This window comes from Vagococcus intermedius (assembly GCF_029144185.1).
Classification (GTDB): Bacteria; Bacillota; Bacilli; order Lactobacillales; family Vagococcaceae; genus Vagococcus_D; species Vagococcus_D intermedius.
Map to the genome: position 1 here is coordinate 586,741 of NZ_CP110232.1, position 12,345 is coordinate 599,085.

The 12,345-nt window shown below is 36.3% G+C and carries 16 protein-coding genes, 1 tRNA gene and 1 other annotated feature; of the genes, 16 read left to right on the forward strand and 1 reads right to left on the reverse strand.

Annotated elements, in window-relative coordinates:
- The first annotated feature begins 5 nt into the window (after positions 1–5).
- Positions 6–689 carry an O-methyltransferase gene (locus tag OL234_RS02645; RefSeq protein ID WP_275469629.1) on the forward strand — a complete coding sequence of 228 codons (684 nt, stop codon included), beginning with the start codon at positions 6–8 and terminating at the stop codon, positions 687–689.
- Positions 690–787: 98 nt separating this feature from the next.
- Here the strand turns inward: OL234_RS02645 and OL234_RS02650 are convergent.
- A tRNA-Arg gene (locus OL234_RS02650) sits at positions 788–861 on the reverse strand.
- A gap of 293 nt (positions 862–1,154) precedes the next feature.
- Here OL234_RS02650 and OL234_RS02655 point away from each other — a divergent pair.
- The 15 genes from OL234_RS02655 to xseA all read left to right on the forward strand — a co-directional run bounded on the left by OL234_RS02655 (position 1,155) and on the right by xseA (position 12,344).
- Positions 1,155–1,787, forward strand: a complete 633-nt coding sequence (locus OL234_RS02655) for a TetR/AcrR family transcriptional regulator (RefSeq protein ID WP_275469630.1) — start codon at positions 1,155–1,157, stop codon at positions 1,785–1,787.
- A gap of 127 nt (positions 1,788–1,914) precedes the next feature.
- Positions 1,915–1,987, forward strand: a sequence feature (ribosomal protein L21 leader region).
- A gap of 20 nt (positions 1,988–2,007) precedes the next feature.
- Positions 2,008–2,316 (forward strand): 50S ribosomal protein L21, encoded by a 309-nt coding sequence (rplU, locus tag OL234_RS02660; RefSeq protein ID WP_275469631.1) that lies wholly within the window; start codon positions 2,008–2,010, stop codon positions 2,314–2,316.
- A gap of 27 nt (positions 2,317–2,343) precedes the next feature.
- Positions 2,344–2,688 (forward strand): ribosomal-processing cysteine protease Prp, encoded by a 345-nt coding sequence (locus OL234_RS02665; protein ID WP_275469632.1) that lies wholly within the window; start codon positions 2,344–2,346, stop codon positions 2,686–2,688.
- 14 nt (positions 2,689–2,702) lie between these two features.
- The gene (rpmA, locus tag OL234_RS02670) at positions 2,703–2,987 is read left to right on the forward strand and encodes a 50S ribosomal protein L27 (RefSeq protein WP_275469633.1); all 285 of its coding nucleotides are present in this window, start codon (positions 2,703–2,705) and stop codon (positions 2,985–2,987) included.
- A 223-nt stretch (positions 2,988–3,210) separates the two neighbouring features.
- Positions 3,211–3,732, forward strand: coding sequence for a TetR/AcrR family transcriptional regulator (locus OL234_RS02675; RefSeq protein WP_275469634.1), 522 nt, complete (start codon positions 3,211–3,213; stop codon positions 3,730–3,732).
- The gene (locus tag OL234_RS02680) at positions 3,725–4,156 is read left to right on the forward strand and encodes an N-acetyltransferase (RefSeq protein WP_275469635.1); all 432 of its coding nucleotides are present in this window, start codon (positions 3,725–3,727) and stop codon (positions 4,154–4,156) included. The genes OL234_RS02675 and OL234_RS02680 overlap by 8 nt, the downstream gene beginning before the upstream one ends.
- 82 nt (positions 4,157–4,238) lie before the next feature.
- Entirely contained in the window at positions 4,239–4,652 is a 414-nt protein-coding gene (locus OL234_RS02685) for a phosphate-starvation-inducible PsiE family protein (RefSeq protein ID WP_275469636.1), read from the forward strand.
- Positions 4,653–4,779: 127 nt separating this feature from the next.
- Positions 4,780–5,991, forward strand: coding sequence for an S-methyl-5-thioribose kinase (mtnK, locus tag OL234_RS02690; protein WP_275469637.1), 1,212 nt, complete (start codon positions 4,780–4,782; stop codon positions 5,989–5,991).
- Between the two features lie 14 nt (positions 5,992–6,005).
- On the forward strand, positions 6,006–7,061 hold the full coding sequence (locus OL234_RS02695; RefSeq protein ID WP_275469638.1) for an S-methyl-5-thioribose-1-phosphate isomerase: 1,056 nt from the start codon (positions 6,006–6,008) through the stop codon (positions 7,059–7,061).
- A 35-nt stretch (positions 7,062–7,096) separates the two neighbouring features.
- The gene (locus OL234_RS02700) at positions 7,097–7,744 is read left to right on the forward strand and encodes an L-fuculose-phosphate aldolase (protein WP_275469639.1); all 648 of its coding nucleotides are present in this window, start codon (positions 7,097–7,099) and stop codon (positions 7,742–7,744) included.
- 155 nt (positions 7,745–7,899) lie between these two features.
- On the forward strand, positions 7,900–8,964 hold the full coding sequence (locus OL234_RS02705) for a M24 family metallopeptidase (RefSeq protein ID WP_275469640.1): 1,065 nt from the start codon (positions 7,900–7,902) through the stop codon (positions 8,962–8,964).
- Positions 8,965–9,170: 206 nt separating this feature from the next.
- Positions 9,171–9,572, forward strand: a complete 402-nt coding sequence (locus tag OL234_RS02710; RefSeq protein WP_437184433.1) for an Asp23/Gls24 family envelope stress response protein — start codon at positions 9,171–9,173, stop codon at positions 9,570–9,572.
- Positions 9,565–10,014: a transcription antitermination factor NusB gene (gene nusB / locus OL234_RS02715; protein ID WP_275469642.1), complete on the forward strand. Its 450-nt coding sequence runs from the start codon at positions 9,565–9,567 to the stop codon at positions 10,012–10,014. The genes OL234_RS02710 and nusB overlap by 8 nt, the downstream gene beginning before the upstream one ends.
- A 134-nt stretch (positions 10,015–10,148) precedes the next feature.
- Positions 10,149–10,988 (forward strand): bifunctional methylenetetrahydrofolate dehydrogenase/methenyltetrahydrofolate cyclohydrolase FolD, encoded by an 840-nt coding sequence (gene folD / locus OL234_RS02720; protein WP_275469643.1) that lies wholly within the window; start codon positions 10,149–10,151, stop codon positions 10,986–10,988.
- 9 nt (positions 10,989–10,997) lie between these two features.
- Positions 10,998–12,344 (forward strand): exodeoxyribonuclease VII large subunit, encoded by a 1,347-nt coding sequence (gene xseA, locus OL234_RS02725; RefSeq protein WP_275469644.1) that lies wholly within the window; start codon positions 10,998–11,000, stop codon positions 12,342–12,344.
- Position 12,345: the final 1 nt, after the last annotated feature.

Here is a 12,345-nt window from a genome sequence, read left to right on the forward strand (position 1 = left end):
AGAGTGTGCAAAATAGAATGATGAGTATGCCAGTTGTCAAACAAGAAGTGGTTGATTTTATGCGTGACAAGCAAAAAAAATTACCAGGACAACTAGGTGAATTAGAAAAAGAAGCAAATGAAAATGGTGTTCCGATTATCCCACATGAAACAGTCGTGTTTATGCAATTTTTATTAGGACAATTACAACCTAAAAATATTTTAGAAATTGGAACAGCGATTGGTTTTTCAGCAAGTTTGATGAGTCAGTTTGTCGGGGAAGATGGTCATGTGACAACGATTGATCGTTTTGATGTGATGATTGAGAAAGCTAAGAAAAACTTAGTTAAGTTAGGATTAACAGACAAAATCACCTTGTTAGAAGGACAAGCAGCGGATATTTTGCCAACCTTAACAGAGCAATATGATTTTATTTTTATGGATAGTGCTAAAGCAAAATACATTGAATTTTTGCCGTACTGTTTAAACGTCTTAAAAAAAGGTGGCGTATTGATGATTGACGATGTCTTACAAGGAGGAACTATCCTTGAACCGATAGAGTCAATCCATCGCAGTCAACGTGCGATTCACCGCAAGTTAAACGAGCTATTTGACGTAGTAACCAATCATCCGGATCTGACATCAAGTTTGGTACCTTTGGGGGATGGCGTATTATTGATAACTAAAGAAGCTGAAACAGTTAAATTATAAAAAAAGACCCTTGCTTATGTTAAGATAGCAAGGGTCTTTTTTGTTTGAACGTAAAATAAAAAAATCATCACAAGGATGATTTTTTATTACTGATGATATGTCACAGGAGGGATTCGAACCCCCGACCGTCCGCTTAGAAGGCGGATGCTCTATCCGGCTGAGCTACTATGACTTTTTTACCGAACAAGCTTATTATAGGCAATAATAGTTGTAAAGTCAACATGTTTTTTTAGAAATATATGTAAAAAAAGAGAAACTTAGCAATATTTTTGTAAAAAAGTATAAAAAACGTTGATATAATAAGGATTTGCTCCTATTATATTCTTTATATACGATTTAAGAAAGTTTTGGTAACTGTTATTGACTAGACAAACAAAAAAAATCAATATATACTGATTTTGTTAGGGGATTTGTGATAAAAATTTGGGCTTAATTGACACATAACAAAGGGAAGAGGAAAATAATATGGGGAAAATTGACCCTCGAGTAATTAAAACAAGACGAAAATTAAAAAATGCTTTTTTGTCTTTAATTGCAACTAGAAAACTTAGCGAAATAAATGTAAAAGACTTAACGCAAACGGCTGAAGTAACACGTGGCACGTTCTACTTACATTATAAAGACAAAGATACTTTCATTCAGGTAATGATGGAAGGCTTAATTGATGAGTTTTTTGAAAGTGCAATTTTTGAAATGAAACAAGAAGATAAAGTATATCCAGTATTATCGTTAATTCATGTCTTCGATTATGTAAATGATCGTCCTGATTTCTTTACAGTTCTATTGAAAGAAAGTGATGCGATTGAGTATCAAAATATGTTTAGCAATAAATTGTATCATTATATTGAAAATTATCAGGTGACATCAGGTATTGTATCTAATTCTAAAGTACCAAAAGAATTATTAATGAACTTTTTGATTTATGGTGTGTTAGGTTATATTGATCAGTGGTTAAAAGATGGTAAAATTTATGCAAATCGTTATATGGCAGAAAACTTAGAAAAATTATTAACATCTGAATTAACAAGTGAAGCCGGCTTACATGGTTTCTTTGTAACAGATGAAAATGATGTTATTAACAAGTTATCAAATGGTTAAGCTAGGTTATGTTAGTAGATAACAAATAAAAAATCGCAAGTTTTAAGACTTCGGTTTTTTTTATTTTGTTAAGGAATTGACAATATTGTTTTTTTTTGATAGAATATGAATGTTGTAATTGTGGGCACCACAACTACAACCGCACGGATTAAGTAATTAAGAACATGATGTCGCTTATGACGGCGAGTCTAAGTTAAAAAATAAGGAGGTGCTTAACAGCATGTATGCAATCGTTAAAACAGGTGGTAAGCAAGTAAAAGTAGAAGTAGGTCAAGCAATTTACGTTGAAAAATTAGACGTAGCAGCTGGCGAAAAAGTTGTATTTGACGAAGTTATCTTAGTAGGTGGCGAATCAACAAAAGTTGGTACTCCAACTGTCAAAGGTGCAACTGTTGAAGGAACTGTTGAAAAACATGGAAAACAAAAGAAAGTTGTTACTTTCAAATACAAACCTAAAAAACATACTCACCGTAAACAAGGTCACCGTCAACCATATACAAAAGTTGTCATTGACACAATCAACGCGTAAGCTTATCAGATGAAAGAAGGCAATTAGATGATTAAAGGTACAATTAGGCGTGAAGAAGATGGTCGTATTGTTTCGTTTGAAATGAGAGGTCATGCTAACGCGGGTCCCTATGGTAGTGATATTGTCTGTGCAGGAGTTTCAGCTTTAACTTTCAGTACCGTCAATGGTATTGAAGCATTAGCAGGCATCATTCCAATTGTGGAAATTGATGTAGCAGATGAGGGCTACTTATACTTTGAAACAGAAGAAGATATAACTCAAGAACAATCAAATATTGCTCAGATTTTACTGGAAAACTTAGTGTTAGGTTTACAGGGTATCCAAGAAGAACATTCAGATTATTTAAATCTTGAAACAGTAACGAAAAAATAAGGAGGTGCGAACCTATGTTAAAAATGAATTTACAATTCTTCGCGACTAAAAAAGGTGGAGGTTCTACTGCCAATGGACGCGATTCACAATCTAAACGTTTAGGTGCTAAACGTGCTGATGGCCAAACTGTAACAGGTGGATCAATTTTATACCGTCAACGCGGAACTAGAATTTACCCAGGTGTTAACGTTGGTAAAGGTGGAGACGATACATTATACGCTAAAGTTGATGGCGTAGTACGTTTCGAACGTAAAGGACGCGACAAAAAACAAGTGTCTGTTTACCCAGTAGCTCAATAAGAGTCATTAAACCATTGCTTTTAAAGCAATGGTTTTTTTTATAAATTGAATCTAGTTAAATTAAGTAGAAAACTTATCCTAAAAATTAAAAATATGCAAAGATTGTAAAAAAATAATTTTAAAATAGTTAGTATAGGAAGCTTCTTGTTATGATAACAACGATATGTTACACTATAAACAAAAAGTGACGGTAGTGTCATTTTCGGGGAGGAGGGACACTTTGTTGACTAAATCAGAGTTGAAGAAGAAATTAATTGTTGAGGCTGCTAAGAGAGTATTTGTGAAAAAAGGTTATGTGAGTACCACAATGCAAGATATTGTTGATGAAGCTCGCATTAGTCGTGGGGGATTGTATCGGTATTTTACTTCAGTAAAAGAATTATTCGAAGCGGTTATGAGAAATGAAATCGCCATTCAGGAAGAAAATATTTATGCCGATTTAGATGTTTTTCTAGAGACCCAAAAACAAGAGTTACTAACCATTGAACATACATTAAGAGTAGCGGGTTATGAGTTTATGATGAAAGAACGTAATTCGCCAGATGAAGAGTTAGGCAAAGCTTTATTTAAAATTTCTCTGAAACAAATAGAGCATTGCTTAGCAGAGTCGAATAAACAGCAAGCTTTGGGAATTATGTTGGAATTAGAAGGCTTGACAGTGATGGCGTTGACAGGGATTTTGGAAGAAACATTTTTGACTGAACGATTAGAAATTATTTTAGAAAGAGGCTGGGGAAATGAGTAAAGTGAGAGAAATGAAGCAAGATGAATTAAATCAAGTCATGACTATTTGGTTATCAGGAAATAAGAGCGGTCATCCTTTTATTTCAGAGGGATACTGGGAGTCTCATTACGACGAGGTTAAAGAAATGTTACCTAGTTCTACGGTTTATGTTTGGGAAAGTAATAGGGAAATTAAAGGGTTTGCTGGTTGTTTAGAAAATGGCTATTTAGCTGGTATTTTTGTGAATCCCAAAGATCAAGGTAAAGGGATAGGACACGATTTATTGACTCATATTCAAGCCAAGTATGAGGTGGTCAGTTTACATGTCTACAAAAAAAACGAGCATGCTATAGCTTTTTATAAGCAACATGGCTTTCTATTACAACAGGAAAAATTGGATGAGGTAACTCAAGAAATAGAACTGGAATTTTGTTATACTAGGTAAGTATTTTAGGTACAAAAGAGTCAGGGTGACTGTCACTAACGTGTATGTTGGGTACTAATAAAAGTAAAAAGAGGAGTGTTTTATGTTAGTTAATGGCAATAAATGGTTACACCGTTTTGTTGATTCTCTCCTAATTATCTTAGGGTTGATGTTGATGGGTGTGATGATGAAACAAATAATTGAGATAGGTCAGGAAGTCTTTTGGATTAAAGGTGAATTTGATGTAGTGATTGATAAAGTCTTATCATTTTTCTTATGTTTTGAGTTTTTTACAATGATTTTACGTTATATCCAGGAAGACCATCATATTCCTTTGCGTTACTTGATTTATATCTGTATTACTGCGATTTTACGGCAAGAAATAGGGCATCATACAACCGCTCTTAATACGCTGCTGGTTTCTTTATCAATATTATTATTAGTGATAACACTCGCCTTGATACAGTGGATGACTCATAAGTTTCAAACATCATCGGAAGATCATTATAGTGGTTAGAAAACCTTCCTTCTTGGACGGTTTTTTATTTTGTGAAGGGAGTTGTCAGGCGTAATATTTAATAATACAATGAGGAAGAAGTAGCGTGTTTAATTGGTATAGATAATGTATAAAAGAGGTGGAAATAGTGTCAAAGTATAAAGCGCATTTTTTATTAGATACACAGACGGTCGTTGATTATGTGAAAGTTAACCTGCCTTTTTTTGATGAAGAAGCTGATTTAATTAGTCATGAAATCGGAGATGGCAACATTAATTATGTTTTTAAGATACTTGATTTGAAGCAGGGGCGCTCTCTTGTGCTCAAACAAGCAGATACCTTATTAAGGTCTTCCGGTCGTCCTTTGGCTATTCAGCGTAGTCAGATTGAAGCTGATATCTTAAAGATTCAGTCAAGCTTAGTACCGGAACAGGTCCCGAGAGTGTACCATTACGATCCTACGATGGCTGTCTTAGCGATGGAAGATATTTCTGCTTATCGAAACTTACGTCAAGAATTAGACTTGGAGCAGATTTATCCTGATTTAGCTGATCAGATTAGCCATTTTCTTGTTGAAACCTTACTGTCAACAACTGATTTGGTAATGTCGCGGAAAGAAAAAAAACAACAGGTTCAGCGTTTTATTAACATAGAATTGTGTGATATTAGTGAAGATTTGGTTTTTACTGAACCGTATACGGATTATCGAAAACGCAATGTTATTACAGCAGGAATGGAAGAATTTGTCACGAAACACTTATATGAAAATTCAACGTTACAGTTAGAAATTGCTAACTTACGTAATAATTATTTGAATAATGCGCAAGCGCTCTTACATGGTGATTTGCATGCCGGCTCGATTTTTATTAATAATCAGGGAATAAAAGTGATTGATCCGGAGTTTGCTTTTTATGGTCCGATTGGTTATGACATTGGTAATGTTTTAGCGCATCTTATTTTTCCGTTGTGTCAAACTGATATGATAAACAAAAAAGAAACAGTCGGGTTCAGTGAGTGGTTGATAGAAACCCTAGGTGACGTTTTTGATTTAACCTTTGAAAAATTTGACAAGAGGTATGAGGAGCTAGTCCAATTGTCTTTATATCGTTTGCCAAATTTTAAAGACCAGTATCTAAATGACGTAAAGGCAGATGCGATTGGTTATATGGGGACGGAAATAATTAGACGGGTAGTAGGAGATTCAAAGGTGCCAGAGTTAGCTGATTTGCCAGTGACGTCTTTAAAAATAAATTTAGAGAAAACCTTATTGACGATGGCTAGTCAACTTATTTTAGAAAGAAAAAATATCAAAACAGGCCAAGAGTTGATAGGTTACTATGTATCAGCAAATAATAATTAATAGGAGTGGAGAGTATGGCGAAAAGGCAAGACTATGATTTACCGTTTTTGTTGCAGTATGAAAACGTGGCTTGGTATGAAAAAGGTCAAGTTAGAATATTGGATCGAAGAATATATCCGACAGAAATCACTTTTGTCACATGTCAAAGCTATCAAGAAGTCGCCCAAGCAATTACAGATATGGTGACACAAAGTGCAGGACCTTATACAGCAGCAGGGATGGGGATGGCTCTGGCAGGGTATGAGTGTCAAGGGTTACCGCAAGATGAACAAGTGGTGTTTTTAACGAAAGCAGCTTATGAGATTGCCCATGCTAGACCAACAACCGCAAATCGCATGGGAGCGATTACTGAAAATTGTTTGCAAGTAGCTAAGGCAGCTATTGCCAAAGGGGAAGATACGATAGAGGCGATGTTCCAAGAAACGTTGGCTTCTCTTGAGAGACGCTATGCAACTATGGCAACGGTTGGGGATAACTTATTAAAACATATTCCAAATGGGAGTCGTGTCTTAACGCAATGTTTTGGTGAAACAATTGTTGGGATGCTTTTACGAGGTGCTCAGGAACAAGGGAAAGAGTTGGAGTTATACTGTGCTGAGACAAGACCTTATTTACAAGGGGCTCGTTTAACTGCAAGTTGTTGCCAAGAGATGGGATTTAAAACGACCTTGTTAACTGATAACATGGTTGGTTATGCAATGGAACATCATCACATTGACATTTATACCTCAGCTGCTGATACGATTGCGTGTGATGGGTATATAGCTAATAAAATTGGGACCAAGCAAATGGCATTGTTAGCAATGCATTATGGTATTCCTTATTTTGTCACAGGTATTCCAGACCAAGATAAGGCCAAGGGTAGTGAAATTGTGATAGAAGAACGGGATCCTCAGCAAGTGTTAGAGTTTAGGGGGATCCAAATAGCATTAGAAGGCGTCGAAGCGATTTACCCATCTTTTGATATAACCCCACCTCACTTAATAAGTGGGATAGTTACGGATAAGGGGACTTATTCGGCGTATGATGTAGCAAGTTATTTCTTGAGTAATACCCAGCAATTTTATTAAGTCAGAAAATCAGCTAAGAGGAGTGCTAATAAAGGATGAATTATCAAAAAGAACGTCAAGAGATTATTGAGTATGGGAAAGCATTAGTGACAGAACAGCTAACAACTGGAACGGGAGGAAACATTAGTCTTTTTATACCTGAAGAGCAAGTGATGTTGATTAGTCCTAGTGGGATTCCTTATCAGGATATAGAGCTTACAGATGTAGTGGTTCTCGATTTAGAAGGAAATATTTTGGAAGGCACACGCAAACCATCTAGTGAATACGAGATGCATAAAATTTTTTATAAAAAAAATCCCGAAATTAGAGCGGTTGTTCATACTCACTCGGATTATGCCACAAGTGTTGCTTGCCTACAAAAAGAAATTCCGCCTCTGCACTATATTATAGGATCGGTTGGACGTAGTGTGAGATGTTGTGCCTATAAAACATTTGGGACACAAGCCTTAGCGGAAGAAGCGTATCAAGTAATGGGAGCTAATAAAGGAATTTTGTTAGGTAATCATGGAGTCTTAACTGTTGGAACAGATTTATCAGAGGCTTTTTCAATTGCTAAAGACATAGAATTTTTAGCGAAACTCTATGTTAGGTCTGCTACACTAGGGGAACCAGTCTTACTTTCTGAAGCGGAACTTGATGTGGTTGTCAAAAAATTCAAAACATACGGACAAATCACTAACTAACTGGTTAAAGAGTTGAGGAGTGTCTCGACTCTTTTTTTGTGTGAAATGCTCAGTAATTATATAAATTAGCGGTTGAGCATACTCTTTTGTTTTATTAAGACCGGGCTTTTGCTATAATGATTAAAGAGAATAACTAAAAGAAAGAAGGGCGTTACATGATTAATCGTATTGAGAAATTAAGAGAACAGATGAAAAAAGTTGAATTGCCTGCAATGCTTGTGACAAGTCAGTATAATTTACGTTATTTAACAGGGTTTACTGGAACAACGGGATTAGCTGTGATTACGATGGATAATGCCTATTTTGTCACTGATTTTCGTTATACAGAACAAGCGACATCACAATGTCAAGGGTATCAAATTGTTCAAAATTTTGGTCCAATCTATGATGAAGTCTCAAAAATTGTTGAAGATGAACAATTAACAGCGATTGGATTTGAAGAGGATCATGTGTCATTTGCTTTATATAGCTTATTTGAAGAAATTATTGACGTTGATCTTGTTCCAGTTTCTGGGATGGTTGAGACGTTGCGAGAAGTGAAAGATGAAGAAGAATTAGCTATTATTCGAAAAGCGTGTCAAATTGCAGATGCCGCTTTTGAGCATATCCTAGGTTTTATCAAACCAGGTCTGACAGAAATTCAAGTCGCTAATGAGTTAGACTTTTATATGCGTTCATTAGGCGCGACAGGCGTTTCATTTGAAACAATTGTTGCCAGTGGTGTTCGCTCTGCTATGCCACATGGTGTTGCTAGTGACAAAGTGATTGAGCAAGGTGATTTGATTACGCTTGATTATGGCTGTTACTACCAAGGTTATGTTTCTGATATGACAAGAACAATTGCGTTGGGAGATCCTGGTGAGAAGTTAAAAGAGATCCATCAATTAGTCTTAGATGCTCAGTTAAAAGTGATTGAAGCAGCCAAACCAGGAATGACTGGGATTGAACTTGATGCTGTTGCTAGAGGTTATTTTGAAGAAAAAGATTGTGCAGAAGCTTTTGGTCATTCTACAGGTCATGGAATTGGTTTAGAAATTCATGAAGGACCGAATGTATCTAAAATCGCCGACAAAGCTTTTGTTCCAGGAAATGTTATTACTAATGAACCGGGTCTTTATTACCCAGGTTTAGGCGGAGTCAGAATTGAAGATGATATGTTAGTAACGGAAAATGGAGTTGAAATTTTAACGCATTCACCAAAAGAACTGATTATCATTTAATTGTTCGATAAAAACGTTAGATTTTTTCACTAGTTTCTGGTGACAAGTTGGGGCATTTAGTGATAAACTAACAAGGAGCACATTTAGTGGACGCAGGCAATTAGTATGAACTAGTTGTTCGATAAAACCTCAAGCTAACAAATTAGTTTTTAGAGATGAGCGTCTAAGTAAAGGGGGGATACCAGTTGACAGAAGAGACATTTGTAATTAATAACAATCAAACAACCCCTGGTGGAGAAATCGTCATTGCACCAGAAGTGATCGAAGTGATCATTGGGATTGCGGCATCAAAAGTTGAGGGTGTCTATGGTATGCGCGGTGATTTGGCTTCTAACGTCAACCAGTTGTTAGGACGTACGGCACATAGCAAAGGTGTTTACTTGAAGAATGAAGAAGACGGCTTAAGAGTGGATCTTTATTGTTACTTGAATTATGGTGTAGCTGTTCCAAAAGTTGCGCTTGATATGCAAGAAAAAGTAAAACAACAAGTTTTATATATGACTGATATTAACCTTTCAGAGGTTAACATTCATGTCGTAGGAGTTGTTCCTGAAAAAACAGAAAACCCAAAAATTGACGAATTATTTGATGTAGAAGAGGATGAATAGAGTGGAATTAACTCGACACGAGATAAGAGAAAAAGCGTTACAAGCCTTATACCCATTTGATTTTGATGGTGAGGTAAATAAAGCAGAAGCAATCGAATATGCCTTAGCCTATAATAATGCAGAGGTTGTAAGCGAAGATGGCGAGATGTTTGTTCCTGGTTACTTAGATGTTTTAGTAACAGGTGTATGTAATCACAAAGCTGAATTAGATGAGCTGATTAAAGCTAATTTAAAAAAATGGACACTAAACCGAATTGCCAAACCAGATTTGATTATTTTACGTTTAGCTGTTTATGAAATCAAATATGTAGAGCAAGTACCTGCAAAAGTTGCGCTTAATGAAGCATTAGAGCTGACTAAAAAATACAGTGATGATGAGTCACGTAAATTTGTTAATGGTGTATTATCAAATATTATTGCTAAAGAAGATTCAGAGAAATAGTCTTATTTCTCTGAGTTTTTTTATTTGGCCTGATTAAGAGAAAAGAACTAAGATATTCGTGTGTGAACTTTCGTGGGTTAGCGTTTTATGCTAGAATAAAAGCAATGAATTTAATTGAAAGAGGGGCGTTCTAAATGGGAAATAAAATTAGCGGTCGTAAGTTAGCGGATGAGATGCAATTGGAAATGGCAGCCGAAGTTTCAGCTATGACAGTAAAACCTGGTTTAGTGGTCATCATTGTTGGAGAAAATAAGGCAAGCCAAACTTACGTTAGAAATAAAGAACGTACAGCAGAAAAAATTGGGATTAATTCAAAGATTGAACGTTTGCCGGAGACAACAACAGAAGAGGACTTATTGAGCTTAATTGCCCAATATAATCAAGATGAGCAGTTTCATGGTATTTTAGTGCAATTACCTTTGCCAGAACATATCGATGAGCAACGTGTCTTATTGGCGATAGACCCTGATAAAGATGTAGATGGGTTTCATCCACTAAATGTCGGGAAGTTATTAACGGGACAACCAGGCTTATTGCCATGTACGCCTTACGGTATCATCAAAATGTTACAAGCATCAGGTGTTGAAATGGCGGGTAAACAGGCAGTGGTAGTCGGACGTAGTAATATTGTTGGCAAGCCAATGATGCATTTATTGTTACGAGAAGATGCAACAGTGACTGTTACTCACTCTAAAACGGTTAACTTGAAAGAAATAACTCGTCAAGCTGATATTTTAATCGTGGCAATTGGTCGAGGTCATTTTATAAAAGCCGATCACATTAAACCAGGAGCCGTGGTAGTTGATGTTGGGATGAATCACACCGCTGAAGGGAAATTAATTGGGGATGTTGAGTTTGAAACAGCTCAAGAAGTGGCTAGTTTAATCACGCCTGTTCCAGGTGGTGTGGGCCCGATGACTATCACAATGTTAATGGAACAAACCATTTCAAATGCCCGAAAAAAAGATAAGTGAGGTCAAATTGTGTCAAAAAATTACTTAACAATCACAGCTCTAACTAAATATTTAAAACGTAAATTTGAAGCGGATCCTCATTTAGACCGTGTTTATTTAACAGGCGAGATTTCTAATTTCAGACCACGGCCCAATGCCCATCAGTATTTTAGTTTAAAAGATGATCAAGCTAAAATTTCAGCGATTATGTTCAAAGGTGCTTTCCAAAAACTTAAGTTTCAACCTAAAGAAGGCATGAAAGTTTTGGTTGTAGGTCGTGTGTCTTTATATGAAGCAAGCGGTAATTATCAGATTTATATCGAGCATATGGAACCAGATGGCGTGGGTGCTTTGTATCAAGCTTTAGAGGAGTTAAAAGGCAAGTTATCTAAAGAAGGTTTATTTACAGCACCTAAAAAAGAACTAAGTCGCTATCCTCAAAGGATTGCAGTGGTGACTAGTCCAAGTGGAGCAGTTATTCGTGACATTATGACGACTCTTCAAAGGCGTTATCCGATTGCTGAGTTAGTGCTATTTCCAACCCTCGTGCAAGGGGATAAGGCAGCTGCTGATATTTGTCGCAACCTTACGCGAATCGAAGCATGTCAAAATTTTGATACAGTCATAGTCGCTCGGGGAGGTGGCTCAATTGAAGATTTGTGGCCGTTCAATGAAGAAATAGTTGCTAGAGCGATAGCGGGTTTGACTATTCCTGTTATTTCCTCAGTTGGACACGAGACCGATGTGACCATAGCTGATTTAGTAGCCGATGTCAGAGCTGCCACCCCTACAGCAGCAGCAGAGTTAGCAGTACCTGTGCTAAGTGACGAATTACTTAAGATTAAAGAGAAGGAAAATCGTTTAATTAAAAGTTATTCTTATTTATTAGAGCAACAACAAGCTCGTTTAAAACATACCATGTCTTCTTTTGTCTTTACTCAGCCCGAAAGATTATATGAGGGCTTTACGATAAAATTAGATTTATTGACAAGGCGTTTTCAACAAAGTAGCCACCAAGCTGTCTTGTTGAAGAAGGATGATTACATGCGTCTACTTGCTCAATTGAATCTGTCTCATCCAGGACACCGTTTAGCAGCTGAGCAACAGCGACTAAAGAATATCGAACAACAATTTAAACAAGTCAGTCAACAGTTACTTAAAAACAAGCAACAACATTTTGGACAGTTAGTTCAGTCTTTAGATATACTGAGCCCTCTAAAAACAATGGGACGCGGTTATACTTATGTCACGCAAGCAGAAACTCTAGTGGCAAAAGCTGAGGATTTAAAAAATAAAGATGAGATGACCATTCATTTTAACGATGGTCAGGTGGATGTAACAGTACAAGAAATCAGATTAAGTGAAGGTGAAAAATAAG

What these genes read in the sequence shown, in the direction of transcription:
- OL234_RS02655 (WP_275469630.1), top strand. Translation starts at nt 1,155, where the DNA reads ATGGGGAAAATTGACCCTCGAGTAATTAAAACAAGACGAAAATTAAAA.
- rplU (WP_275469631.1), top strand. Translation starts at nt 2,008, where the DNA reads ATGTATGCAATCGTTAAAACAGGTGGTAAGCAAGTAAAAGTAGAAGTA.
- OL234_RS02665 (WP_275469632.1), top strand. Translation starts at nt 2,344, where the DNA reads ATGATTAAAGGTACAATTAGGCGTGAAGAAGATGGTCGTATTGTTTCG.
- rpmA (WP_275469633.1), top strand. Translation starts at nt 2,703, where the DNA reads ATGTTAAAAATGAATTTACAATTCTTCGCGACTAAAAAAGGTGGAGGT.
- OL234_RS02680 (WP_275469635.1), top strand. Translation starts at nt 3,725, where the DNA reads ATGAGTAAAGTGAGAGAAATGAAGCAAGATGAATTAAATCAAGTCATG.
- OL234_RS02685 (WP_275469636.1), top strand. Translation starts at nt 4,239, where the DNA reads ATGTTAGTTAATGGCAATAAATGGTTACACCGTTTTGTTGATTCTCTC.
- OL234_RS02695 (WP_275469638.1), top strand. Translation starts at nt 6,006, where the DNA reads ATGGCGAAAAGGCAAGACTATGATTTACCGTTTTTGTTGCAGTATGAA.
- OL234_RS02700 (WP_275469639.1), top strand. Translation starts at nt 7,097, where the DNA reads ATGAATTATCAAAAAGAACGTCAAGAGATTATTGAGTATGGGAAAGCA.
- OL234_RS02705 (WP_275469640.1), top strand. Translation starts at nt 7,900, where the DNA reads ATGATTAATCGTATTGAGAAATTAAGAGAACAGATGAAAAAAGTTGAA.
- nusB (WP_275469642.1), top strand. Translation starts at nt 9,565, where the DNA reads ATGAATAGAGTGGAATTAACTCGACACGAGATAAGAGAAAAAGCGTTA.
- folD (WP_275469643.1), top strand. Translation starts at nt 10,149, where the DNA reads ATGGGAAATAAAATTAGCGGTCGTAAGTTAGCGGATGAGATGCAATTG.